25 protein-coding genes are annotated in these 25,165 nt (G+C 54.1%); all 25 read left to right on the top strand.

The annotated features are described in order from the left end of the window. The first annotated feature begins 28 nt into the window (after positions 1-28). The 25 genes from AC3Y2E_RS14060 to AC3Y2E_RS13940 all read left to right on the top strand — a co-directional run bounded on the left by AC3Y2E_RS14060 (position 29) and on the right by AC3Y2E_RS13940 (position 24,760). On the top strand, positions 29-277 hold the full coding sequence (locus AC3Y2E_RS14060; protein WP_379211251.1) for a DUF3243 domain-containing protein: 249 nt from the start codon (positions 29-31) through the stop codon (positions 275-277). Positions 278-430: 153 nt separating this feature from the next. After that, positions 431-1,198 carry a DUF3388 domain-containing protein gene (locus AC3Y2E_RS14055; protein ID WP_190926531.1) on the top strand — a complete coding sequence of 256 codons (768 nt, stop codon included), beginning with the start codon at positions 431-433 and terminating at the stop codon, positions 1,196-1,198. Positions 1,199-1,250: 52 nt separating this feature from the next. Next, the gene (locus AC3Y2E_RS14050; protein ID WP_379211248.1) at positions 1,251-2,150 is read left to right on the top strand and encodes a helix-turn-helix domain-containing protein; all 900 of its coding nucleotides are present in this window, start codon (positions 1,251-1,253) and stop codon (positions 2,148-2,150) included. A gap of 89 nt (positions 2,151-2,239) precedes the next feature. Next, positions 2,240-2,401 carry a hypothetical protein gene (locus tag AC3Y2E_RS14045; RefSeq protein ID WP_190926535.1) on the top strand — a complete coding sequence of 54 codons (162 nt, stop codon included), beginning with the start codon at positions 2,240-2,242 and terminating at the stop codon, positions 2,399-2,401. A gap of 108 nt (positions 2,402-2,509) precedes the next feature. Continuing rightward, a complete protein-coding gene (locus AC3Y2E_RS14040) occupies positions 2,510-3,001 on the top strand; it encodes a YajQ family cyclic di-GMP-binding protein (protein WP_190926536.1) in 492 nt (163 codons plus the stop codon). A gap of 260 nt (positions 3,002-3,261) precedes the next feature. Continuing rightward, entirely contained in the window at positions 3,262-4,590 is a 1,329-nt protein-coding gene (rimO, locus tag AC3Y2E_RS14035) for a 30S ribosomal protein S12 methylthiotransferase RimO (protein ID WP_190926538.1), read from the top strand. Beyond that, a complete protein-coding gene (gene pgsA / locus AC3Y2E_RS14030) occupies positions 4,587-5,165 on the top strand; it encodes a CDP-diacylglycerol--glycerol-3-phosphate 3-phosphatidyltransferase (protein WP_190926540.1) in 579 nt (192 codons plus the stop codon). The genes rimO and pgsA overlap by 4 nt, the downstream gene beginning before the upstream one ends. A 346-nt stretch (positions 5,166-5,511) precedes the next feature. Then, positions 5,512-6,762 carry a competence/damage-inducible protein A gene (locus tag AC3Y2E_RS14025; RefSeq protein WP_379211244.1) on the top strand — a complete coding sequence of 417 codons (1,251 nt, stop codon included), beginning with the start codon at positions 5,512-5,514 and terminating at the stop codon, positions 6,760-6,762. A 314-nt stretch (positions 6,763-7,076) separates the two neighbouring features. Further along, on the top strand, positions 7,077-8,129 hold the full coding sequence (gene recA, locus AC3Y2E_RS14020; protein WP_332072463.1) for a recombinase RecA: 1,053 nt from the start codon (positions 7,077-7,079) through the stop codon (positions 8,127-8,129). Between the two features lie 96 nt (positions 8,130-8,225). Then, positions 8,226-8,918: a RecX family transcriptional regulator gene (locus tag AC3Y2E_RS14015; RefSeq protein ID WP_379211241.1), complete on the top strand. Its 693-nt coding sequence runs from the start codon at positions 8,226-8,228 to the stop codon at positions 8,916-8,918. Between the two features lie 78 nt (positions 8,919-8,996). After that, positions 8,997-9,968, top strand: a complete 972-nt coding sequence (locus tag AC3Y2E_RS14010; protein WP_379211239.1) for a Gfo/Idh/MocA family protein — start codon at positions 8,997-8,999, stop codon at positions 9,966-9,968. Positions 9,969-10,300: 332 nt separating this feature from the next. After that, positions 10,301-10,930 (top strand): chromate transporter, encoded by a 630-nt coding sequence (locus tag AC3Y2E_RS14005; protein ID WP_379211237.1) that lies wholly within the window; start codon positions 10,301-10,303, stop codon positions 10,928-10,930. 28 nt (positions 10,931-10,958) lie between these two features. Beyond that, positions 10,959-11,495 (top strand): chromate transporter, encoded by a 537-nt coding sequence (locus AC3Y2E_RS14000; RefSeq protein ID WP_379211235.1) that lies wholly within the window; start codon positions 10,959-10,961, stop codon positions 11,493-11,495. Then, positions 11,488-12,693, top strand: coding sequence for an ROK family protein (locus AC3Y2E_RS13995; protein WP_379211233.1), 1,206 nt, complete (start codon positions 11,488-11,490; stop codon positions 12,691-12,693). Before AC3Y2E_RS14000 ends, AC3Y2E_RS13995 begins: the two co-directional genes overlap by 8 nt. A 272-nt stretch (positions 12,694-12,965) precedes the next feature. Next, positions 12,966-14,507: a ribonuclease Y gene (rny, locus tag AC3Y2E_RS13990; RefSeq protein WP_190926556.1), complete on the top strand. Its 1,542-nt coding sequence runs from the start codon at positions 12,966-12,968 to the stop codon at positions 14,505-14,507. A 135-nt stretch (positions 14,508-14,642) separates the two neighbouring features. Then, positions 14,643-15,440, top strand: coding sequence for a TIGR00282 family metallophosphoesterase (locus AC3Y2E_RS13985; RefSeq protein ID WP_332072626.1), 798 nt, complete (start codon positions 14,643-14,645; stop codon positions 15,438-15,440). 281 nt (positions 15,441-15,721) lie between these two features. Continuing rightward, positions 15,722-15,982, top strand: a complete 261-nt coding sequence (locus tag AC3Y2E_RS13980; RefSeq protein WP_006211249.1) for a stage V sporulation protein S — start codon at positions 15,722-15,724, stop codon at positions 15,980-15,982. A gap of 139 nt (positions 15,983-16,121) precedes the next feature. Next, positions 16,122-17,072 carry a dipeptidase gene (locus AC3Y2E_RS13975; RefSeq protein WP_379211229.1) on the top strand — a complete coding sequence of 317 codons (951 nt, stop codon included), beginning with the start codon at positions 16,122-16,124 and terminating at the stop codon, positions 17,070-17,072. Between the two features lie 215 nt (positions 17,073-17,287). Next, the gene (locus tag AC3Y2E_RS13970; RefSeq protein ID WP_190926560.1) at positions 17,288-19,018 is read left to right on the top strand and encodes a 2-oxoacid:acceptor oxidoreductase subunit alpha; all 1,731 of its coding nucleotides are present in this window, start codon (positions 17,288-17,290) and stop codon (positions 19,016-19,018) included. A 1-nt stretch (position 19,019) separates the two neighbouring features. Further along, entirely contained in the window at positions 19,020-19,889 is an 870-nt protein-coding gene (locus AC3Y2E_RS13965) for a 2-oxoacid:ferredoxin oxidoreductase subunit beta (protein WP_190926561.1), read from the top strand. Positions 19,890-20,027: 138 nt separating this feature from the next. Further along, positions 20,028-20,600, top strand: a complete 573-nt coding sequence (gene pduL, locus AC3Y2E_RS13960) for a phosphate propanoyltransferase (RefSeq protein ID WP_379211597.1) — start codon at positions 20,028-20,030, stop codon at positions 20,598-20,600. 337 nt (positions 20,601-20,937) lie between these two features. Further along, positions 20,938-22,473 (top strand): tRNA (N6-isopentenyl adenosine(37)-C2)-methylthiotransferase MiaB, encoded by a 1,536-nt coding sequence (gene miaB / locus AC3Y2E_RS13955; protein ID WP_379211226.1) that lies wholly within the window; start codon positions 20,938-20,940, stop codon positions 22,471-22,473. Between the two features lie 41 nt (positions 22,474-22,514). Beyond that, entirely contained in the window at positions 22,515-23,021 is a 507-nt protein-coding gene (locus AC3Y2E_RS13950) for a YlbF/YmcA family competence regulator (protein ID WP_379211223.1), read from the top strand. 289 nt (positions 23,022-23,310) lie between these two features. Further along, complete coding sequence (locus tag AC3Y2E_RS13945; protein WP_379211221.1) at positions 23,311-24,210, top strand: diacylglycerol/lipid kinase family protein; 900 nt, start codon at positions 23,311-23,313, stop codon at positions 24,208-24,210. A gap of 37 nt (positions 24,211-24,247) precedes the next feature. After that, positions 24,248-24,760 carry a low molecular weight protein-tyrosine-phosphatase gene (locus AC3Y2E_RS13940; protein ID WP_379211219.1) on the top strand — a complete coding sequence of 171 codons (513 nt, stop codon included), beginning with the start codon at positions 24,248-24,250 and terminating at the stop codon, positions 24,758-24,760. The last annotated feature ends 405 nt before the right edge of the window (positions 24,761-25,165 follow it).

Raw genomic sequence — 25,165 nt, 5'->3', positions numbered from 1 at the left:
ACTTACAGCGACAAGGAGGAAACCGATCATGGCAACTGTATTGAAAAACTTCGAGCGCTGGAAAGAGTTTTTGTCCGAGCGAGTGGAGCAGGCACATAGCGCCGGCATGAGCGACGAAACGATCGCCAAACTCGCCGCCCAGCTTGGAGAATTTTTGTCCGACAAGATCGACCCGGAAAATAAAGAAGAACGCGTATTGAAGGAACTGTGGGACGTGGCGGACGAGCAGGAAAAAACGACTATTGCCCGTCTTATGGTGAAACTGGTTCGCTCCTAACAACCGAACAGCGGATGGAAGTCCGAAGCCTCCTCTAGCAGGGGGCTTTTACCGCGTAACGGAACTTTTTTTAGACACAGGCTAGGAGGATAATGACGAATATTGTAGAATAGTTTTGGTAAGGGTCGACAACTGGCGGAAAGGTGAGAACAGATGGAAACGAAACAGTGGTACATGGAATACAAAATACATAAAAACCGTCCGGGGTTGCTCGGCGATATCGCGTCTCTGATGGGGATGCTGGAGATCAATATATTAACCATCAACGGCGTCGAAGACCGGACCCGCGGCATGCTGCTGCAGACGAACGACGACGAAAAAATCGAATTGATGGGTAAGATGTTGAAAAAAGTGGATAATATTACTGTATCGGCACTTCGCGCACCGAAGCTGGTCGATATTTTGGCCGTTCGTCACGGCCGATACATCGAACGCGACTCCGACGACCGCAAGACGTTCCGGTTCACCCGCGACGAATTGGGACTATTGGTCGACTTTCTGGGCGAGCTGTGCAAGCAGGAGGGCAATCAGGTCATAGGGCTTCGGGGAATGCCGCGCGTCGGCAAAACCGAATCGATCATCGCCGGAAGCGTATGCGCCAAGAAGCGATGGACGTTCGTATCCTCGACGCTGCTCAGACAGACGGTACGCAGTCAAATGTCGGACGACGAAATGAATCCTTCCAACGTGTTTATCATCGACGGAATCGTATCTACGATGCGCTCCAACGAGAAGCATCATATGCTGCTCCGCGAGATTATGGCGATGCCTTCGACCAAAGTGATTGAACATCCGGATATATTCATTCGCGAATCGGAGTATACTTATGATACGTTTAATGTTATTGTAGAACTTCGGAATACGCCGGAAGAGGAAATATCGTACGAGTCGTTCACGAACTTCGACAACGACGGGTTTTAACACCCGCCCACTCTTTCCCGCACCATGACAAACCCCAGGAGGTGATTGAACAGTGTCGGATTTGGGACAGCTGCTGAAAAAAGCGCGTCTGGATAAAGGAATATCGCTCGACCAGCTTGAGGAAACGACGAAAATCCGAAAGCGGTATTTGGAAGCGATCGAGGAAGGCGATTACAAAGTATTGCCGGGCAATTTCTATGTTCGCGCCTTCATCAAAAGCTATGCCGAGACGGTCGGGCTGGACCCGAATGAAGTTCTCGAGCATTACGGGAAAGCGGTGCCGGCGACGGAGGTCGAACCGGCCGTAGAGCCGATCCGCCGGAAGCGGAGCAGTACGCGCAATACGGAGAAACTCAGCAAATGGGCGTCCAATATTTTGATGCTGTCGTTCATCCTGCTTATATTGGGCATCATTTACTACTTTATCGGGACGTCTTACAGTGGGAACGATCCTAAAAAACAAGTGGACCCGAGCGATAAAATTACGGACAAGCTTCCGGATAAGAATGCCCCGTCCGTACAAAATACGGGAGACGCTGGAGCCGGTGGCCAAACGGACACCGGCAAGCCTCCCGAAGGTTCGGTCACCCCGCCGGCTGTCAATCTCCCCGAGCCCGTCGTTACGTTTGCCCGCTCTGTAGGCAATATCGACTACTATACGGTGACGAATGCCGATAAACTGAATGTGAAGCTGGTCATTAACGGAGAAGAGTGCTGGCTCAGCATCAGCAAGATTATCCCGGCCACCGCCGATCGTAAGCAGGAGCATCAATCGATCGAGTCGAAGCTTTACAAAAAAGGCGATACCCGCGATTGGACGTCCGATCAAAGCGTCTACTTGAATATCGGATTTCCTCCTGCTGCCGAGATTACCGTCAACGGAGTCCCGATCCAGCTCGGAACGGTCAAAGCCTCCAAAAAAGTGCAGATCGATTTGGAAAAACCGATGTAACGGGCAGCGCCCGGGGAAGAATAAACCGCTCTTATTCCGGCAACCCTACGATTACGTAACGACTTTATCGCGAAGCGAGGGAATCGACAATGGGAACAAGCTGGGTAGTCACCATCTTGGGCGTGATCGTAAGCCTGGTTGGCTGGTACTTGACCCCGAACGTATGGGGCTACGGAATATTGGGCTTTGGCGTCGCTCATATCATCCTTGGCGTATTGGATATGTTTCGAACGCCGGATCGAGCGCGTTAACGATCTTCATGCCGATCGGCATCCCCGGGGCACCTGCGAAGGTGTCTTTTTTTCGTAAGCGCCGATTGTTATAATGGAGGAAACGATGGGAAGGCGGGATTGGATTAGATGAGCTCCGAGAATTCGTTCGACGTCGTCTCGGCGATCGACATGCAGGAATTGAACAATGCCATACAACAAGCCGAAAAGGAAATCGACAACCGCTTCGATTTTAAAGGCTCCAAAAGCAGCATCCAGCTTGACAAAAACGAACTGGTCGTCATCTCCGACGATGAGTACAAGCTGAACAGCGTGCTGGACGTTCTTCATTCGAAGATGGTCAAGAGAGGGATATCTCTTAAAAACTTGCAATACGGCAAACTGGAGCCGGCCGCTTCCTCCACCGTCCGTCAGCGGATCGGGCTGAAGCAGGGGATCGGCCAGGAACATGCCAAAAAAATCAATGTGCTGCTGCGGGATTCCAAGCTGAAAGTCAAAAGCCAGATCCAGGGCGACCAAATCCGCGTTACCGGCAAAAACAAGGACGATCTGCAAAAAGCGATTCAACTGCTGAGGCAATCCGATATCGATCTCGACCTGCAGTTCGTCAACTTCAGATAAGCTTTGTGCATATGGCAGCCGGCCTTACTGTTACAAGTACGGCTTTTTGCCGTATATACGATTTTTCGGCCTAAAACCGGCGTATCTTCTATTTTTGACACTTTCAAGCGGAGTGTATTATACTTGTGTGTATGTTATGCAGGGCACGTTACTGCTGCGCTCCGTAAAAGCACTGTCCGCTATAGCCGGCTTTCGATACGAGCGCGCGCACCGCAAAATGAAAGATTACGCTTTCGAATAGAGCTTGGGGGAACTAGTTCATGACAGAAAAAGTAAAAGTCGTTACGCTTGGCTGCGAAAAAAACTTGGTGGACTCGGAGATCATGTCCGGCCTCATTCATGAACGCGGCTACTCGCTGGTCGACGATAAGGAAGACGCAACCGTCATTATCGTCAATACGTGCGGATTTATCGACGCCGCCAAAGAAGAGTCCGTCAATACAATCCTTGACTTGGCCGAATTGAAAGATACGGCCAGTCTGAAGGCGCTGATCGTCTCCGGATGCCTGACCCAGCGTTATAAAAAAGAGCTGATGAACGAAATGCCGGAGATCGACGGGATTGTCGGAACCGGCGATTTCGATAAAATTAACGATATTATCGATGAAGCGCTTGCAGGGAGAAAACCGATTCTGATCGGCAATCCGGCATTTAATTACGAGAAGGCGCTGCCGCGCAGAGTGACCACTCCGCGTTATACGGCGTATGTCAAAATTGCAGAGGGCTGCGATAACGCCTGTACGTTCTGCAGCATTCCGATCATGCGCGGCAAGTTTCGCAGCCGCTCGATCGAATCGGTTGTCGCCGAAGCGCAATCGCTGGCGTCCCAGGGCGTTCGGGAGATCAGTCTGATCGCGCAGGATTCTACCAACTACGGGACCGACCTGTACGACAAGTTCATGCTCCCGGCCCTGCTGGACCGAGTCAGCGAAGTGCCCGGCATCGAGTGGGTACGGCTTCATTACGCGTATCCGGGCTTCTTTACAGACGAGTTGATCGAAACGATCGCATCCAATCCTAAAGTTTGCAAATATATCGACATGCCGCTTCAGCACAGCGAGGACACGATCCTGAAACGGATGCGCCGTCCGGGCCGTCAGCGCGACGCCAGGGAACTGGTCGCCAAAATCCGTGCCCGCATGCCCGACGTGGCGATCCGCACATCGGTAATCGTCGGATTCCCGGGCGAGACGGAAGAGGACTTCGCCAACTTGTGCGAGTTTGTCAAAGAGATGAAGTTTGACCGGCTCGGCGTATTCTCCTACTCGCAGGAGGAGGACACTCCGGCGTCCAGACTGCCGGATCAGCTTCCGGAGGACGTCAAGGAATTCCGGGCGACGACGCTGATGGAAATCCAGCGTGAAATATCCCGCGAAGAGAACGGCAAGCGGATCGGGCAAGAACTGAATGTGCTGATTGAACGGTACGACGGGCGCAACGACGTATACATCGGACGCTCGGAATACGATGCTCCGGACGTGGACGGCGAAGTGTTCGTTTCAAAATGCTCCGCCGGGATCGGCGAGATGCAAAAGGTGCGGATTACGCACTCCTTCGAATTCGATTTGTCCGGGGAGGGGATCGCGTGAATCTGGCGAACCGCATAACAGTGGCGAGAATATTTCTCGTCCCTGTCATTATGTTCTTCCTGCTTGTGAATCTCGATCTGCCTCCTATCCGGATTGAACAGTTCAGCATTACGTACAACCAGATTATCGCGGTTCTTATCTTTATTATTGCGGCCAGCACGGACAGTCTCGATGGCTATATCGCGCGCAAGCACAAGCTGATTACGAACCTCGGCAAGCTGCTCGATCCGCTGGCGGACAAGCTGCTCGTCAGCGCCGTGCTCGTATCGCTGGTTGATATGGGCAAGCTGGATGCATGGATCGCGATCGTCATTATCAGCCGGGAGTTTGCCGTAACCGGGCTCCGTTCGATTTGCGCGGCGGAAGGTATCGTGCTGGCGGCCAGCAAACTTGGGAAATGGAAGACGGCTGCCCAAATTACCGCCATTATCGCCTTGCTCATTAACAATTTTCCGTTCGCGTTCCTCAATATTCCGTTCGACTTGATTGCGAGCTGGATCGCGGCGATCATTACGATTTATTCCGGAATCGATTATTTCGCCAAAAACTGGCACGTAATTCAATTCGACCATTAAACGGATATATAAGTTGAACTAAACATCTACGATGGAAAACCCAATGTAGTGGAGAAAAGAAATTAGCTTGAAAGCGAGTTTTGGCTTAAGAGCTTTCGTTAGAAAGCTGCTTCGGAAGGATAAGCTTTGAGTGTCAACCGTCCGAAGGCCAATCCAATCCGAGGCACTCAAAACAAGATGTCTGAAGCTTCAAGCAATTTTTTTCGCAACGAAATGGACTTCAACTTTCATTAGTTTAACTTATATAGCAAACAACCGGTCGGTTTACCGCACCGGGTTGTTTTTCGGGGAGATAACCGGAGCCGGCAGGCTGGGAAGGCTTGGCGGCAGGAGAGGGAGAACGGATATGAGAGCGGAGATTATCGCGGTAGGCACGGAGCTGCTGCTCGGCCAGATTGTCAACACGAACGCCCAATACATAGCGCAAGGCTGCGCAGGCATAGGACTGAATGTGTATTACCAGACGGTCGTCGGGGATAACCGGGAGCGGCTGCGGCAGACGTTCGAGCTGGCGGCCTCGCGGGCGGACTTCGTCATCGTGACCGGAGGGCTGGGCCCGACGCAGGACGATCTGACGAAGGATGCGCTTGCGGAGCTTCTCGGATTGTCGATATCGATTCATCAACCGTCGATGGACAAAATCGTCTCGCTGTTCCGCGCTCGAGGAACGGAAATGGTGGAGAGCAACGCGAGACAAGCCAATCTGATCGAAGGCTGCGAGCCACTCTCCAACGACAACGGGCTTGCGGTAGGCGTCGCTTTGACGCATGAGGGGACGCATTATGTGCTGCTTCCCGGCCCGCCGAAGGAAATGAAGCCGATGTTCGACCGGTACGCGATCCCGTGGATCAGCTCGGTGATGGGTGATCAAGCGGCTCCCCTGCACTCGAAAATGCTCAAGTTCGCCGGGATCGGCGAGTCCAACCTGGAGCACCGGCTGATCGACCTGATCGAAGGCCAGCAGGACCCTACGATCGCTCCTTATGCGAAGGAAGGCGAAGTGAGCATCCGGCTGACGACGCGGGCCGTGACGGCCGAGGAAGCGCAGCGGAAGCTGGCGACAACCGAACGGGAAATCCGGAGCCGGGTCGGAGATCACATCTATGCCGATTCGGATGTGCCGATCGAACGTGTGATCGTATTGCAGCTTGCCGAAGCAGGCAAAACGCTGGCGCTTGCCGAAAGCTGTACGGGAGGGCTGGTCAGCGAGATGATCACCGAAGTAGCCGGCAGTTCTGCCGCTTACAAGGGTGGGATTGTCTGTTATACGAACGAAATCAAGCGGAACCTGTTAGGTGTACCGGCGGAACTGCTCGAAGGCGCCGGCGCGCCCGGCGCAGTCAGTGCCGAGACAGCTGTGCTGCTCGCCGAGCAGGTGATGGAGAGAATCGGCTCGGATTACGCGATCTCGGTTACGGGAGTAGCGGGGCCTGCTGAATCGGAAGGCAAGCCGGTAGGGCTCGTCTACATCGGTTTAGCCGAGCGCGGACGCGGCGCCGAAGCGGAGAAGCTTCAATTGTCGGGCAATCGCGAATCGATCCGGCTGAAGGCGGCCAAGCACGCTTTATACCGGCTGTGGCAGCGTCTTATAAAGTAAGCCGCGAGCGTCGTCTGCTCGGCGGCCCGGCAAAGTTTTTGTTGCCCGGGACGAGATCATGCGATATACTTGCAGTATTGTAGCGGAAGCACCGTAACATGGCCCTGGTAGCCTTGTTGCGGTGTTTTTTTGTCCGTTCGAAGCTCATACGCTTATCGGGCGGATACGTGCGAATACGGCTATTTGGCGGGACTGGAGATGGCCGCAGCGACTGTTCGCAAAAAAATGCGAATGTATGTTCGAAAAAATACTTGGCAAATGGGCGAAAAGAAGGTATCATAAGCTATAGAAACGATAAAAAGGAAGTGAGTAGGTTGTCAGATCGCCGCGCTGCGTTGGAAAATGCCCTGCGTCAAATTGAGAAGCAATTTGGCAAAGGATCGATTATGAAACTTGGTGAATCCACCCACATGCAGGTGGAGACCATCCCTACCGGAGCGCTTGCGCTCGATATCGCTATTGGGGTTGGCGGATTTCCGAGAGGAAGAATTATCGAAGTTTACGGACCGGAATCGTCAGGTAAAACGACAGTGGCGCTGCATGCGATCGCCGAAGTGCAGCGGGCCGGAGGACAAGCCGCCTTTATCGATGCCGAGCACGCTTTGGACCCGTTGTATGCAAGCAAGCTGGGTATTAACATCGACGAATTGCTGTTGTCACAGCCGGATACAGGCGAGCAGGCGCTCGAGATCGCGGAAGCGCTCGTTCGCAGCGGTGCGGTCGACATCATTGTTATTGACTCCGTAGCCGCTCTCGTACCGAAAGCGGAAATCGAAGGCGAGATGGGCGACTCCCACGTCGGCCTGCAAGCCCGGCTTATGTCCCAGGCGCTCCGGAAGCTGTCTGGTGCGATCAACAAGTCGAAGGTTATCGCGATCTTTATTAACCAGCTCCGTGAGAAGGTCGGCGTTATGTTTGGTAACCCGGAAACGACTCCGGGCGGACGCGCGCTGAAGTTCTATTCTTCCGTCCGGCTGGAAGTGCGCCGTGTCGAGACGATCAAGCAAGGCAATGACATGGTCGGCAACCGGACACGGATCAAGGTAGTTAAAAATAAAGTTGCTCCGCCATTTAAGCAAGCCGAGGTGGACATCATGTACGGGGAAGGCATCTCCCGCGAAGGCAGCATTGTGGATATCGGAACGGAGATGGATATCGTTAACAAAAGCGGCGCTTGGTATTCCTATGACGGCGAACGTCTTGGCCAGGGCCGCGAAAACGCAAAGCAGTTCCTTAAAGATAACCCGCAGATCGCTGCCGTTATCGAACAGAGGATCCGTGAGGCAAGCAATATGAACCAAGTTGGCGCTCAGATGGTTTCGTCGGATGACGACGAGGACGAAGATGAGCTGGCAGCGTTCGAATAACATCATGTGACGGCTGCATGACCGGATGCGCACCTTTGAATTTTGATAAGGTGCGTTTTCGGTTTTTGCGCTGTTTGGCTATCGGAAGGAGGCAGCATGAACAACACGGAATCCCTCATTACCGCTGTCGAAAGGCATCCGAGGAGGAACGGCCGGTATCTCATCTATCTGGACGGACAGCATGCGCTAACTGTCTACGAGGAAGTGCTGATCAAGCACCGGCTGCTGAAAGGGGAGCGGGTCGAGGCGGACAAGCTGCGCCGCGTGCTGGAGGACGAGGAGCAGCAGAGGGCATGGTCTGACGCCTTGAAGCATGTCGGCCGCCGGCCGAGGTCGGAGAAGGAGGTCCGGCAGTTTCTAAAGCGCAAGGAATATACGGAACCGCTGATTGACCGGATTATACAGCGGCTGAAGGAGCAGAGGTATCTCGACGACGCCGATTTTGCGGCATTATGGACGGAGCAGCGGATCTACTCGCAGAAAAAGGGCAGCAGGTGGGTAAAGCAGGAGCTGCAGCAAAAGGGTGTCGCCCCTGCAACGATTCAGGAGGCGCTTGATCAAGTTCGTCCGGACGAAGAAGAGCGGATCTGCGTCGAGCTCGGCTTGAAAAAGTGGAAGCTGACGAGCGGAACCTCTCAGGACAAAAGGCGGAAGACCGCTGGTTTTCTGATGCGGCGCGGGTATTCGGCATCTATTGTGGGCAAGGCCATCCGGCGTATTATAGAGGAGGCTGCGGACGAAGACGAGCGCAGTGAAGACTCGGAGCTGTGGGAATGGCCGGAAGAATAAGTACGGTTAAGCGGCGGCTTTACAGGCAGGGAAGCATCAACGTTAAGCGAAGGCGGATAACGGAGCGGAGGAAGAAGGATGGAGAATACGATCCGGTGGGGAATTGTCGGCTGCGGGAACGTAACGGAAGTCAAAAGCGGGCCGGGCTTTCAGCAGGCGGCGGGGTCGGAACTGGTCGCCGTGATGAGGCGAAACGGAGAGCTGGCGGAGGATTACGCCCGGCGGCACCGCGTAGCCAGATGGTATGACAATGCGGATAGACTGATCGGAGACCCGCAGGTGGACGCCGTATACGTGGCGACTCCGCCTGCGTCGCACAAAGAGTATGTCCTCGCCGCAGCTGGGGCGGGTAAGCCGGTATACGTAGAAAAACCGATGGCGATGAACGCGGGCGAATGCGAGGAGATGATCGAAGCATGCCGGAAGGCGGGGGTACCGCTGTTCGTCGCTTACTACCGGAGAGCGCTTCCGCGGTTTCTCAAAGTGAAGCAGCTGCTGAGCATGGGCGCGATCGGGGAAGCGCGGTTTGTTACGACCGTACATACCAAAAAGCTGACCGAAGATCCGGGCAGCTTGCCGTGGAGAGTTAGGCCGGAAATTTCCGGGGGCGGCCATTTTTTTGATCTGGCGAGCCATACGCTGGATCTGCTCGACTTTTTGCTGGGACCGATCCGGGATGCAGCCGGAAGAGCCGGCAATCAAGGGAAGGCGTATGAGGCGGAAGATGTCGTAAGCGGGACGTATGTGTTCGAATCGGGCGTGCAGGGAACGGGAGTATGGTGCTTTACCGCTTATCAGGGGGGCGAAATGAATGAAATCGTGGGCTCGCGAGGCAAGCTGACGTTCTCCACCTTCGGCAGCGAACCCATCCGGCTTACGACTGCGGACGGAATCGGAGACTATTCGCTGGAGCATCCGGAGCATATCCAGCAGCCGCTCATTCAGACGATCGTAGACGAGCTGCTGGGCAAGGGACGTTGTCCAAGCACCGGCGAATCCGCGCTGCGGACCGCCAAAGTGATGGATGAGCTTGTTAAGATCCGCAGCTGAACGGGGGCGGCTGCCGGCTCGATTTCGTCTCGTTGTTCAACTTTATTTCATTTCTGAGAAAGCTGTCGAGGAAGCGATTCCTCGGATGGCTTTTTTGTTGTATGCGGAACTGCGATTTCTGTCCGGCATGTACAACCTTGGACCGGCCGGGCTCAAGCTCAGAAAATCGCATTTTTATTATTTCAATATGGTGTAAAGTTATTCGATACGTTCTAAGAATCCTGGGCGGATGTCCAGTGTCGGAGCGATTTTTTCAAAAAAGGCCAATATCTTTATTCCAAAATGGTATAAAGTGAGGTATAATGAAATTGTCTAGGGGAGGACGGATTACAATGGGGAACTTACGGAGTACTACGAAGCAGCTCGGGCCCATATTATGGACATTTCTTAAAATCGCTCCGATTACGTTCGGGGGCGGCTATGCGATGATCCCGGTTTTGGAGAAGGAAGCCGTTCATAAACAGGGCTGGATCAAGCAGGAGGAAATCGGCGACGTGCTGGCCGTATCACAGACGATACCCGGCGCCGTCGCATTAAACGCCGCCTCGTTCATCGGTTACCGGGTCGCGGGCATAAGCGGCGCCGTTATGGCCGTAATCGGCATGATGCTGCCGACCTTTCTGATCGTGACGGGACTTGCGACGCTGCTCCTGTCGCTGCAGGATAACGTGAAAGTGGCAGCCGCGCTGCAAGGAATGAAGCCTGCAGTGGTGGCGATGATCGTATACGCCGGATACCGCGTGTCGAAGACCGCTCTAACCGATAAATGGACGACCCTGATCGCGATTGCGGCCGCCGCTGTGCTGCTGCTCAAGTTCGTTTCGCCGATACTCGTTATTTTGCTCGGCGCTTTGGCGGGAATCGGGATCGGATTGTGGAATAATCGCCACGGAGGGGGCCGCCGCAGACCGGCCCAAGGCCCGTATAGAGAGCCCGACTACTTTATCGGAGAGGGCATATAAGGGCGGCGGAGAGGGGAGGAATAGCGCGATGCTGGCGGAGCTGTTCGTCACATTTTTATTAATCGGATTCGTATCGGTCGGCGGCGGCTATTCGATGGTTTCGGTAATCGAACATGAAGCGGTCACGCAGGGGTGGATGAATGCGGACACATTTTCTGGTATGATTGCAGTAGCGGGAGCATCGCCCGGGCCGATAGCGACCAATATAGCCATTATGGTCGGCTATTACACGCAAGGCTGGGCAGGTGCAGCCGTTTCCGCGATCGGGATGACGCTGCCGTCGCTGCTGCTCGTTATTGCGGCGGGTATGCTGTTCGCCAAATTTCACCGTCACGGGATAGTGGAATCGGCGTTTTACGGACTGCGGCCGATTGTCGCAGCGCTGATTTTTTATGCGGCCTACAGGCTGCTTCTGAACGGCGGCGCCATCTTTGCATTCGATTGGAATACGGTTTGGTTTCTCGCCATATTCGCCGGCGCTTTTATCGCCCTTATGCGCTTTCGGGTGCATCCGCTCGCGGTAATTGCCGTATCCGGCCTGGTGGGTGTAGCGGTGTATGCCTAATTTGGAGGATTGGATTCCGAACCGGAAGGCGAAACAGATTTTCGCGGAAATCCGGAGAAAAGGAATCGTTTCAAAATTTGATTTGTTGGAGCTGGACGGACTGACGTCGAGCACGTTGACGCGGATGCTGGAAGAGCTCGCCACATCGGGATGGATCGAGGAAAGCGGACTCGGCGAGTCGTCCGGTGGAAGACGGCCGCTGCTGTACAGGCTGAACCCGCATCGCGGATACGTATTCGGGCTGGACGTCTCCAGAGCTTCGACCCGGCTCGTTCTGTGCGATTTGCAGCTCGAGAAGCTGGATTCCGTCTCCTGGCAGATGACGGACCGGCTGACCCCCGATTTGCTGCTCGGCGAAATTGCCGGCGCTGCCAAACGGATGATTCAGAAGCATGCGCTCGATTGGGAGCGCTTTTTGGGTCTGGGCATCGCCGCAGTCGGCCCGGTCGACCGGACCAAGGGGATGATGCTGAACCCGCATTCCTTTCCGGCGGAAGGCTGGAGCCAGGTGCCGATCGGCCCGAGGCTCGAGCAGGAGCTGGGCGTTCCCGTGCTGCTCGATAATGGAGCCAATACCGCTTTGTTGGCCGAATATTGGGCCGGATCTCCGCAGCAGTACCGTCATCTGCTGTACGTGCGGGCAGGAGTCGGCATTCGCTCGGCGATGATGTCGAACGGACAGCTCGTATACGGGGCGGTTGATATGGAAGGATCGGTCGGGCATATGATTATCCAGACGGACGGCCCGCCGCATCCGGAACGGTCGCACGTATACGGCTGCCTCGAATCGTTCGTTTCCATTCCGGTGCTGGAGAAGCAGGCGGCCGTCCGCTTGAAGCAAGGCCGCAGAAGCGTGTTGGGCGACTGGGTCCAGCATCCCGACGAGGTTGAATTTCAGCATTTGCTGAAAGCTTTATCGGCCGACGACAGGCTGGTCACCGAGCTGTTTACGCAAGCCGCCACTTTTTTCGGGATCGGACTATCCAATCTTTTGAACATTTTGCACCCGGAGAAAGTGATTTTAGGCGGCCCGCTCATTACGACCAACGAGCTGTTTTACCAGATCAGCACCCAGGTGGCGTTAAAAAATACGTTGTATTATCCGACCTACCCGGTTACGTTCACAAGAGGCAAGCTGTCGGACGACGCGCTGGCGGTCGGAGCGGCGGCGATGGTGATCGATCGGCTGACGCTTTGAAAACGTTTCATCGGAGCGCTCCCGAGTTGCTTGACAAGCTTCTTTCGCAAAAGCTAAAATGAGGGTGTACACGCCGTTTTCGCCGGATTACGCCCTTTTTTCCTTTTATGCAGGTTTTCGCCGCCCCTTACGGCGGAAATCCGCGGAAAGCGTGTCGTTTTGACCGGTCTTGCAACCGGAGGTCATGGATTGAATGAAGTGGAAAGCAACCGGAATAAAAAACCGAATATCCCAAGCTAACCCTTGGAGGCTTCAACGAGGAGGTGAACAAGATGGACATTGTCATCACGATCGTGATCGCTCTCGTTGTTGGCGCTATATGCTTTGGGATTGGTTATTTTATCCGCAAGTCCCTCGCTGAGGCGAAAATCTCCAGTGCGGAAGAAGCTGCCCGTCAGCTGATCGAAGCGGCTAAGAAAGAAGCCGAAGCTCAGAAGAAGGAAGCTGTACTGGAAGCGAAGGACGAAATTCATAAACTTCGCGCCGAAGCTGAAAAAGACATTCGTGAACGTCGGAATGAAACTCAACGGCAAGAAAGACGATTGTTGCAAAAAGAGGAAACGCTGGATAAAAAAATGGAATCCCTCGAGCGTAAAGAGGAGCAAGTCGCCAACAAAGAGAAGCGGATTGACGAGACGCAATCTCAAATTGACCAGCTGTACCGTTCTCAAGTAGCCGAGCTGGAGCGCATATCCGCGCTGACGATGGAAGAGGCGAAGCAACTCATTTTGTCCTCCGTCGAGCAAGAGGTGCGGCATGAGACGGCACAATTGATCAAAGACATCGAGAACCAGGCGAAGGAAGAAGCCGAGAAACGTGCGCGCGAGATCATTACACTGGCGATTCAGCGCTGTGCCGCAGACCATGTAGCGGAAACGACAGTGTCTGTAGTGGCGCTTCCGAACGAAGAGATGAAGGGCCGCATTATCGGACGCGAAGGCCGCAACATTCGTGCGCTGGAGACGTTGACGGGGATCGACCTCATCATCGACGATACGCCGGAGGCGGTCATCTTGTCCGGCTTCGATCCGATCCGGAGAGAAATTGCCCGGACTTCGCTTGAAAAGTTAGTAGCGGACGGACGAATCCATCCGGCGCGAATCGAAGAGATGGTAGAGAAATCGCGCAAGGAAGTGGACGAACGGATCCGCGAGTATGGCGAACAGGCAACGTTCGAGACAGGCGTTCACGGACTGCATCCGGATCTGATCAAAATACTCGGCCGGTTGAAGTTCCGTACGAGCTACGGGCAGAACGTCCTGAAGCATTCGATGGAAGTCGCTTATTTGGCCGGACTGATGGCAGGCGAGCTGGGAGAAGACGTCACGTTGGCGAAACGGGCCGGGCTTCTTCACGACATCGGCAAAGCGCTTGACCATGAAGTCGAAGGCTCTCATGTCGAGATCGGCGTCGAGATCGGCAAAAAGTACAAGGAACACCCGGTCGTCGTAAACAGCATCGCTTCCCACCATGGAGACTGCGAGGCAACCTCCGTAATCGCCATGCTGGTCGGCGCGGCGGACGCCTTGTCGGCTGCCAGACCGGGCGCGCGCAGAGAGACGCTGGAGACGTACATCAAGCGGCTCGAGAAGCTGGAGGAGATTACCGAATCGTTCGACGGCGTCGAGAAGTCGTACGCCATCCAGGCGGGCCGCGAAGTTCGCGTTATGGTACAGCCGGAGAAGATCGACGATACGGAAGCGTTCCGGTTGGCACGCGATATTACGAAGAAGATCGAAAGCGAGCTCGATTATCCGGGTCATATCAAAGTGACGGTAATTCGCGAGACGCGGGCCGTCGAGTACGCAAAGTAATAGACGAACAACCAGCATCCGAAACGAAAGCGAGAAGTGGCTATCCGGCCACTTCTCCTTTGCTTTTGCCGGGGGGCCGTATAAGGCCGGCTGACGGTTATGGCCCGCCCGGTACCGATGAAGGAGGAGAGTTCCATACGCATCTTGTTTATAGGGGATATTGTCGGAGGCTCCGGCCGCAGAGCGGTGAAGACGCAGCTGCCCGAGTTGAAGCGCAAATACGATCCCGCCTTTATCGTAGTGAACGGTGAGAATGCGGCCGGCGGCCGCGGCATCACGGCGCAAATCGCCAAAGAGCTGTTCGAGCTCGGCGTTCATGGCATTACGATGGGGAACCATACTTGGGACAACAAAGACATCTTCAATTTTATCGAGGAGGAGGCCCGGATCGTCCGTCCGGCCAATTATCCGCCCGGCACACCGGGCGAAGGAATGACGATTCTGAAAAACAAGGCGGGCAAAGAGCTGGCGATCGTCAATTTGATGGGCCGCACCTTTTTGCCTCCGCTGGACTGCCCGTTTCAGACGATCGATTCGATCCTCGATAAGCTCAAAAAAAAGCAGAAACATATATTCGTCGACTTCCACGCGGAGGCGACTTCCGAAAAAATCGCCATGGGCTGGCATCTCGACGGGAAAGTGTCGGCGGTTGTCGGGACGCATACCCATGTGCAGACCCACGACGAGCGGATCCTGCCGCAGGGGACCGGGTACGTGACCGATGTCGGCATGACCGGTGCCAGGGACGGCGTGCTCGGCATGGAGCGGGAAGCGGTGCTGCAGAAGTTCAAAACCCAGCTGCCCGTCCGGTTTACGGCTGACGAAGGCAAATGGCAGCTTCACGCCGTTGTGATCGACCTGGACGCAGAGAGCGGAATGGCCAAAAAAATCGAGCTGGTCCGCCGGTTCGAGACGGAGATGATTTTCGAGTAGATGGAAGCAGCGGGGAAGAGGACGCGGGGCGAATAGTCATTACCGGCAGAAGCCGGCGCCCCTCCTTCCCGGTCTCCGTCTCCGTATCTTGACGCAACACAGCTAGTGAATGCGGTGGCGGTCTGAGGTGCGGGAGCGCCATGTATCCAACAATTGCGCGAATTGACAGAAACTTTTGAAATTTAATGTGGTTTACTACTTGCCGGAAGAAGGAATTATTCCAGAACTGCACGAATAGTGTAGTAGTGGAATTCATCCAACATTCCCGAGGAGGTCTAGCCATGGAAGTATTAAAAGTTTCAGCAAAGTCCAATCCCAACTCCGTTGCGGGTGCATTGGCCGGCGTATTGCGCGAGCGAGGCGGGGCGGAACTTCAAGCCATTGGCGCTGGAGCGTTGAATCAGGCTATCAAGGCTGTAGCGATCGCACGAGGATTCGTAGCACCGAGCGGCGTAGATTTGATTTGCATCCCGGCCTTCACGGATATAGTTATTGACGGCGAAGATCGCACCGCGATCAAGCTGATTGTCGAACCGCGTTAGAACGCGAAGCTTGCAAGCAAGCCTATAGTAAAACGATTGATATAAAGCTCCTGCAAGGGGCTTTTTTTGCGGCCCGCGAAAAGGTTGCGTTCGCATACATACGGAAAGTCGATTATCCGAAATCGGGAAGGGGACGGACATGATGACGGTTATTGATGCGCATTGCGACGTTTTAAGCAAGCTTCTGCTTGATCCGACGATCTGTTTTGCAGGAAACGACTCGCGGCTGGACGTGACAAAGGATAAGCTGCAGCAGGCAGGTTCGGCGATGCAATGTTTTGCGATATGGATATCGGAAAGCTTGCCGGAATCGAATATGGAGCAGATAAGGACTTGTGCCGAGCTGTTTCACAGCCGGATTATCGAGCAAGCCGGGATGGTAGCCGTCCGCTCACCCGAAGATTTGCAGGCGGCGGTGCAAGCGGGGCGCCCGGGAGCGCTGCTGACACTGGAAGGCGCGGATGCGCTGAACGGCCGTGTCGACCACGTCCGGGAGCTGTACCGGCTCGGCGTCCGGATGCTCGGGTTGACCTGGAATTTTGCGAACTGGGCTGCAGACGGCGTATCCGAGCCGCGAAACGGCGGATTAACGATAAAAGGGCGGCGCCTTGTTAAAGAATGCGATTCCTTGGGAATAATAATAGATGTGTCTCATTTGGCCGAACGCAGCTTCTGGGAAGTTGCCGAGTTAAGCGGGAAGGCTTTCGTCGCCTCGCATTCCAACGTTTTCGAGCTATGCGGGCATGCGCGCAACCTGAACAAGCGGCAAATCACGTGTATCGCCGAACGCGGAGGCGTGATCGGCATCAACTTTTTTCCGCCGTTTGTAAGCGCAAACGAATCGGCGACGATCGATGAGGTGGTCCGGCATATCGAGACGGTTTGCGAATGGGGAGGCGAACGGGCGGCTGCGCTGGGAGCTGATTTCGACGGAATCGGCAAAAAGGTGCCGGGCTTGGAAGACCCGTCCGGCTACGCCCGACTCGAGGAAGCGCTATCGAAACGGATGTCCGCGGAGCTTGTGGAGCGGGTCATGTTTCGCAATTGGTATGAATATTTTGTGACGGCCCTGCCAAAATCAGAATGCTAGTCGGCGGATCAATCTAATCCCGAGATGGATTCGATCTAATATAGCTATGTTTCAATTATGTACAAATCGCTTGCATTTTCCTGTCCGAAAGCATAAAATCTTTTAAGAATGCCGAGGTCTCATTAACGGTGTAGCGCTTTCAAAATGTTAGGTTTTGCGATGATTCGAATCTATCATCCCATCACCGAAGGACACAGTTTAAAGGAGTGGACGTTGTGATCGAGCAGTTGTCATGGAAAGTCGGAGGGCAGCAAGGGGAAGGCGTTGAAAGTACGGACCGCATCTTCTCCACCGCCTTAAATCGTCTTGGCTACTATCTATACGGCTACAGACATTTCTCTTCCCGGATTAAGGGCGGACATACGAACAACAAAATCCGGATCAGTACGAAGCCGATTCGGGCGATTTCCGACGATCTGGACATATTGGTCGCGTTCGACCAAGAAACCATCGATTTGAATGCGCACGAGCTTCGCGCGGGCGGCGTTGTTGTCGCTGACGCCAAGTTTAATCCCACATTGCCGGAAGGTATAGACGCACGTCTGTTCCCAGTTCCGATTACCGCGATTGCGGAAGATTTGGGAACGGCGCTGTTTAAAAATATGGCGGCATCCGGTGCCTCTTGGGCATTGCTCGGATTGCCTCTCGAAGTGTTCAACAAAGCCGTCGAAGAAGAATTCGGCCGTAAGGGTCCTGCAGTCGTCGAAAAGAACGTCGAAGCGGTCAAACGTGCGGCGGACTTCGTAATCGAGCTGGCCGGCGGTCCTTTGGAAGAGTTCAAGCTGGCGGAAGCGGACGGATCGCAGAAGCTGTTCATTATCGGAAACGACGCGATCGGACTTGGCGCGGTAGCCGCCGGCTGCCGTTTCATGCCGGCATATCCCATCACACCGGCTTCCGAGATTATGGAATATTTGATCAAGCGCCTGCCTAAGTTCGGCGGCACGGTCATCCAAACCGAAGACGAGATCGCAGCCGTCACGATGGCGATCGGCGCCAACTACGGCGGCGTGCGCGCGCTGACCGCTTCCGCGGGTCCCGGACTATCGCTGATGATGGAAGCGATCGGTCTTGCCGGCATGACTGAGACGCCTGTCGTTATCGTCAACACGCAGCGCGGCGGTCCGAGCACGGGTCTTCCGACCAAGCAGGAGCAGAGCGACTTGAACGCGATGGTATACGGAACTCACGGCGAGATTCCGAAAATCGTGATCGCCCCTGCTACAGTAGAAGATTGCTTCTACGACACGATTGAAGCGTTCAATCTGGCGGAGAAGTACCAATGCCCGGTAATTATTATGACCGACCTGCAGCTCTCTCTCGGCAAGCAATCTTCCGAACTGCTGGATTACAACAAAATCGTCATCGATCGCGGCAACCTGGTGACCGACGTTCCGAAGCAGGAGGACGGCAAGCTGTTCAAACGGTACGAATTTACCGAAGACGGCGTGTCCCCTCGCGTACTGCCTGGCGAACCCGGCGGCTTGCACCACGTTACCGGCGTAGAGCATGACGAGACCGGCCGTCCGTCGGAAAGCCCGATCAACCGTCAGAAGATGATGGACAAACGTCTCGCCAAGCTCAAAAGCCTGAAGCTTGCGAACGCAGTCGTATCTGACGCTCCGCACGACAATGCGGACCTGCTGATCATCGGTATGGGATCAACAGGCGGTACGATCGACGAGGCGAGAGCAAGATTGGCTAAGGAAGGAATGAAGACGAACCATTCGACGGTCCGTCTGATCCATCCGTTCCCTGTGGACGAAGTGGCCGCTCAGATTGCTAAAGCGAAAAAAGTCGTCGTTATTGAAAACAACGCCACAGGTCAGCTGGCTGAGCAAATCAAGCTGCATGTGGGACACGATAAAATTACGAGCATGCTGAAATACGACGGAACGCCGTTCCTGCCTTCGGAAGTTTACAAACATTGCAAGGAGCTGAACTAAGATGGCGACATTAAAAGATTTCAGAAATAACGTAAAGCCGAACTGGTGCCCGGGCTGCGGCGACTTCGCCGTACAAGCTGCGATCCAGAGAGCGGCTGCAAACGTCGGTCTGGAGCCTGAAAACTTGGCTGTCGTATCCGGTATCGGCTGTTCCGGCCGTATCTCGGGCTACATTAACTGTTACGGCTTCCACGGCATTCACGGCCGTTCGCTGCCGATTGCACAAGGGCTCAAGATGGCTAACCGCGAGCTGACGGTTATCGCTTCCGGCGGTGACGGAGACGGCTTCGCCATCGGTCTTGGCCATACGGTTCATGCGATCCGTCGCAATATCGATATGACCTATATCGTCATGGACAACCAAATTTACGGGCTGACCAAAGGGCAAAACTCCCCGCGCAGCGCGAAAGGGTTCGTCAATGCGAAATATACGCCCCAAGGGTCGATCGAGTCCGAGCTCGCTCCGCTCGAGATGGCTCTTGCAGCAGGTGCTACTTATGTCGCCCAGTCGTTTTCCAGCAACCTGAAGCAGTTGACGGCCGTCATCGAAGCGGGCATTCAGCATAAAGGCTTCTCGTTCATCAATATTTTCAGCCCATGCGTAACGTTCAACAAGTTCAACACGTATGAGTGGTTCAAGGAAAACATCGTCGACCTCGACGAAATTCCGGACTACAACCCGAACGACCGCGTTATGGCGATGACGAAAATTATGGAGACGAACGGTATGCTGACCGGGATTATCTATCAAAACAAAGAAAAGCAAAGCTACGAGGAAATGGTTCCGGGCTTCAAGCCGGAAGCGCTCGCCAAGCAAAATATGAAAATTACGGAAGCCGAGTTCGACAAGCTTGTCGCCGAATTCCGTTAAGAAGCGTGAACGAAAGACATGTGATCACGGTCACATGTCTTTTTTCTACATTAGCTTATAATGGAAAGCGAGAAGTGCGATACTAGAGTATCGCATACAGATCAGAGTCGCATCTCAGAGAGGAGCTTTACGATGAGCGTGGAGAAAATCGTTCCGGTCGGGGTATCCGCCCGTCATATTCATTTATCGCAGGAGCATATCGAACTTTTATTTGGAGCGGGCTATGAGCTGAAGCCGCTCAAGCCGTTATCCCAACCGGGCCAGTTTGCGGCGGAGGAGACGGTGGCCGTATACGGACCGAAAGGGAAATTCGACAAAGTGCGGATTTTGGGTCCCGCGCGCAAAGCGTCGCAAATCGAAATTTCCAAGACGGATTCGTTCCAGCTCGGCATCGATGCTCCCGTCCGGGAGTCCGGCAATATCGAAGGGACACCGGGCATTACAGTGAAAGGTCCTGCAGGCGAGGTCGTGCTCGAACGCGGCGTCATTATCGCAGCCAGACATATTCATTTCCATACGAAGGAAGCCGCCGAATGGGGCATCCGGGACAAGCAGCTGCTGCGGGTAAGAGTCGGGGGCACTCGTCCTCTAGTCTTCGAAGACGTGATCGCCAGAATTTCCGACCAGTTTGCGCTCGATATGCATATCGATACGGATGAAGCGAACGCGGCCGGCATTAAAAATGGCGAGACCGCTGTTATATTGGATTGATTAGCCGAAGGGGATTTCCCCACTCGGCTTTTTGTTTTTTGTCTATATAAGTTGAACTAAATATCATCGATGGAAAAACCCAATGTAGTGGAGAAAAGAAATTAGCTTGAAAGCGAGTTTTGGCTTAAGAGCTTTCGTTAGAAAGCTGCTTCGGAAGGATATGCTTTGAGTGTCAACAGTCCGAAGGCCAATCCAATCCGAGACACTCAAAACAAGATGTCTGAAGCTTCAAGCAATTTTTTTCGCAATGAAATGGACTTCAAACAATAGTTCAACTTATATAGCTCCCCCAGCATTTATTTTGTCAGAAAGGGAGGAATAATGGTATAATGAAATAATGACTGGATGCGGAAAGGAAGTGGAATTGTTGAAAAAGGAATTGACCCTCTTGGACGAGAAACAAACGAAGTCCGACAAGGACTATTCGATATATTTCCAACCGCCTTCATTAAAAGATGCAAAAAAGCGGGGCAAAGAGGATATCGCCGTTCACTACGAGTCGGCTATTCCGGAAGACATGAAGACGATCGGCACCGGCAAGAAATATTTGATCCGTACGTACGGCTGCCAAATGAATGAGCACGATACCGAGGTTATGAAGGGCATGCTGGAGGAGATGGGCTACGAGTCGACGGAAGAGAAGCTCGATGCCGACATCATCCTGCTGAATACGTGTGCGATCCGGGAGAACGCCGAAGATAAAGTGTTCGGCGAGCTCGGCCATCTGAAGACGCTGAAGCAGCAGAAGCCTGGGCTTATTTTGGGCGTATGCGGCTGTATGTCGCAGGAAGAATCGGTGGTCAACCGGATTATGCAAAAGCATGCTTTCGTTGATATCATCTTCGGCACGCACAATATCCACCGGCTGCCGGTGCTTCTGAAAGAAGCGTATTACGGCAAAGAGATGGTCGTCGAAGTATGGTCCAAAGAAGGCGACATCATCGAGAACTTGCCCAAAAAACGCGAAGGCATGAAAGCATGGGTTAACATCATGTACGGCTGCGACAAGTTCTGTACGTACTGCATCGTGCCGTATACGCGCGGCAAGGAACGGAGCCGTCGTCCGCATGACGTGCTGGCGGAGATCCGCGATCTGGCGCGGCAAGGGTTTAAGGAAATTACGCTGCTTGGCCAGAACGTGAACGCATACGGTAAAGACTTTGACGATATCTCGTATTCGTTCGGCGATTTGATGGACGACGTGCGCAAGATCGATATCCCGCGTATCCGCTTTACGACGTCCCACCCGAGAGATTTCGACGATCGGCTGATCGAGGTGCTGGCGAAGCGGGGCAATCTGGTGGAGCATATTCATTTGCCGGTCCAATCCGGCAATACCGAAGTGCTCAAGCTCATGAGCCGTAAATATTCGCGCGAGCATTATTTGGACCTCGTCCGTAAAATCCGCGCTGCCATTCCGGACGCGATGCTGACAACGGATATTATCGTCGGATTCCCGGGCGAGACGGAGGAGCAGTTCCAGGACACGCTCTCGCTCGTTCGCGAGGTTCGGTACGATTCGGCTTTCACCTTCATCTACTCTCCGCGTGACGGCACGCCTGCGGCGGCGATGGAGGATAACGTGCCTGAAGAAGTCAAGAAAGACCGCTTGAAGCGTCTTAACGATCTATTGAATGTGATCAGCCGCGAGCAGAATGAGCAGCTCCGGGGGCAGACGCTGGAAGTGCTCGTCGAAGGCGAGAGCCGGACGAACCCGGATGTGCTGGCCGGACGGACGAGAACGAACAAGCTGGTCCATTTCCGCGGCTCGAAAGACTTAGCCGGTCAATTCGTCCAAGTGACGATTACGGAGCCGCAGACATGGGTTCTCAAGGGCGAGCTGATCACTTCACAGCCTGCCAAAGTCGTTTAATCCAAATTCGATATACGAATAGAAACGTAGGAGTGAATAGAATGGCAGGACAGCACGGGGCACATACCCACGATCACGATCACGACCATAATCACGAGCATGGTCATTCTTGCGCCAATCCGCCTCACGATATGGAGAGCTACAGCAAGACGGATTTAATCGTACGCGACGATATCATGGCCAAAGCGAAAGAGCTCGCTCACCTGATTTCTACGACGGATGAAGTCCTGATGTTCCAAAAGGCAGAGAAACAGGTTCAGTCCAACACCGAAATTCAGGATTTGATCAAGCTGATCAAAAAACGGCAAAAAGAAGCGGTTGCATTCGAGCGATTCCAAAACCAGAAGATGGTCGACAAGATCAACGGAGAGCTGGAAGAGCTGCAGGACAAGCTGGACGATTATCCGATCGTCACGCAGTTCAAGCAGACCCAGGAAGATATCAATTATTTGCTGCAGCTCGTCGTTGGCGTTATCCGCGATACGGTATCCGAGAAAATACAGGTCGAGGAAGGTTCAGTCGAACCCGCCAGCAGCTGTAGCGATTGATCGGATCGCCTTTCCGTCCCCGTCCACTTGCTAATCGAAGTGACGGGTCAAACGTCGCCGTGTACAAGGGGTTACGTCGGATCACTGCCGTCGTGACCCTTTTTTTATGAGCTGAGTATACGTTTTCAGCCAAAGTGAATCCTTTCTGCTCGCATGAAAACTACCTTTACAAAAGGTCATTCCATGTGGATAAGCTTGTTTATCGTTTAGGAGCGTTTCTTGCGGTCGCAGCGATTTACCTGTACGGAGCTGGTTCGGATTCTGAAAGCGATGGGAGGCAGCCGGACCCGTGATATGGTTCGTCATTAACCGGCTATCCGGAAACGGTAAAGGGAAGAAAGTATGGCAGGAGGTCGAACGGGCACTGGACAGGCTCGGCATTGAATACGGCCGTACGTTTACGCAAAAACAGGGACATGCGGAGGAGATCGCCCGGGAACTGGCTAATAAGCCGGGTACCACCGCGATCGTCGCTGTAGGCGGTGACGGAACCGTCCATGAGGTTGCGAACGGAGTCGCGGGGACGAGCGTGCCGGTCGGCTGCATTCCTGCCGGGTCCGGAGACGATTTTGCACGCAGCCTCGGATATCCGCTGTTATGGGAAGGCGCGCTGGAGCGCGTATTGAAGCTTAACAGCCGCCGGATCGATGCCGGCTTGATCAATGGCAGACTGTTTGCCATATCGGCGGGAATCGGTTTTGACGGCGAAGTGGCCAAGCTGACGAACCGGTCCTGGTACAAACGTTGGTTCAATCGAATCCGAGCGGGGCGGATCTCTTACGTTGTCACTGTTCTACGATTGTTGATTACGTACAAGCCCTGCCGTGTGCGGTTGGATGTCGATGGGATCACCTCCGAGCACGACGGCGTCTGGCTGATGGCGATCGCCAATATGCCGGGTTACGGCGGGGGCATGAAGATTTGTCCGGATGCCAAGGATGACGACGGATGGCTCCATCTGTGTCTGGTGGAAGGGATATCGCGTATGGAATTGCTGCGTTTTTTCCCGCGGGTCTACGACGGAACGCATGTAACGCATCCGGCTGTAAGGATGTTGGCCGGGAGGAAGATCCGGATGGAGAGCGGCACGCCGATGACGATACATATGGACGGAGAATTCGGAGGGGAGACGCCGGCCGGAACACCGGTTGCGATCGAAGTGCTTCCGGATCGTTTGCTTGTCATTTGAAAATAATGCAATGTCGATAGACGGGAAGGAGTATGACATGATTCATGTATTGTTCGTATGTCTGGGCAACATCTGCCGTTCTCCGATGGCGGAAGCGGTACTTCGGCACCAAGTAAAGGCAGCGGGGCTGGAGCAGCAGATTCAGATAGACTCTGCAGGAACCGGCGATTGGCATATCGGTCATCCTCCGCATGAAGGGACCCGCAAGATGCTGGACAGCAAGCGCATCTCGTGGAACGGGATGACGGCGAGGCAGGTTAAGCCGGAAGATTTTGCCCAGTTCGACTATATCATCGCCATGGATAATAGTAATTTAAGCAATCTGAACGAGATTTTGGCACAGCATACCCGCGAGGGTTCCGGAGCTCCAGAGCAGCCGGACGGCGGAGTAAAGTCCAAAATGTTTCGTCTCCTCGATTTACTGCCGGAGCGAAAGCTGGAGAACGTGCCGGACCCTTATTACACCGGCAATTTTGACGAAGTGTATGAGATGGTCGAGGCGGGCTGCCGCGTCCTGCTGAAGCAGATCCAAGACGAGTTGAAGCGGTAATCCGCCTAACCTTGTACGACTGCTGCCGGCCTTCCGCTTCTTACTCGGCTTGATCGCTAATCGCTCCGGCGGACAACCGGCTGAACAGGCAGGCGCCGCTTCGGCTCCAACCTTGTATTATTGTTCCGGAGCGTGCTGAATGGGACGGTTCAGTATAAAAATCGTCCACGCGAGCATCGTACGAAACTGCTCCACAGCAAGTAAAAGCGGCGGGGAGTCTCGTCCTGCAGCTAAAACTCGTCTGTACGCACCAAAGCTCCGGCATATAGCCGGAGCCTTTTTCAGTGCGCCACGCATGGCGACTAACTAGGCGGTGAAAGTCCGCTGTGGGGGCATGTAGTGGCCAACCACTAGCCAAGAGCAAGGGTGTCCATCGTGAGATGGAATCTGAAGGAAGCTGGAGGC

Source organism: Paenibacillus sp. MAH-35 (assembly GCF_058135425.1).
The sequence above is the reverse complement of the archived record's forward strand: the minus strand, read 5'-3'. Positions and strand labels throughout refer to the sequence as shown.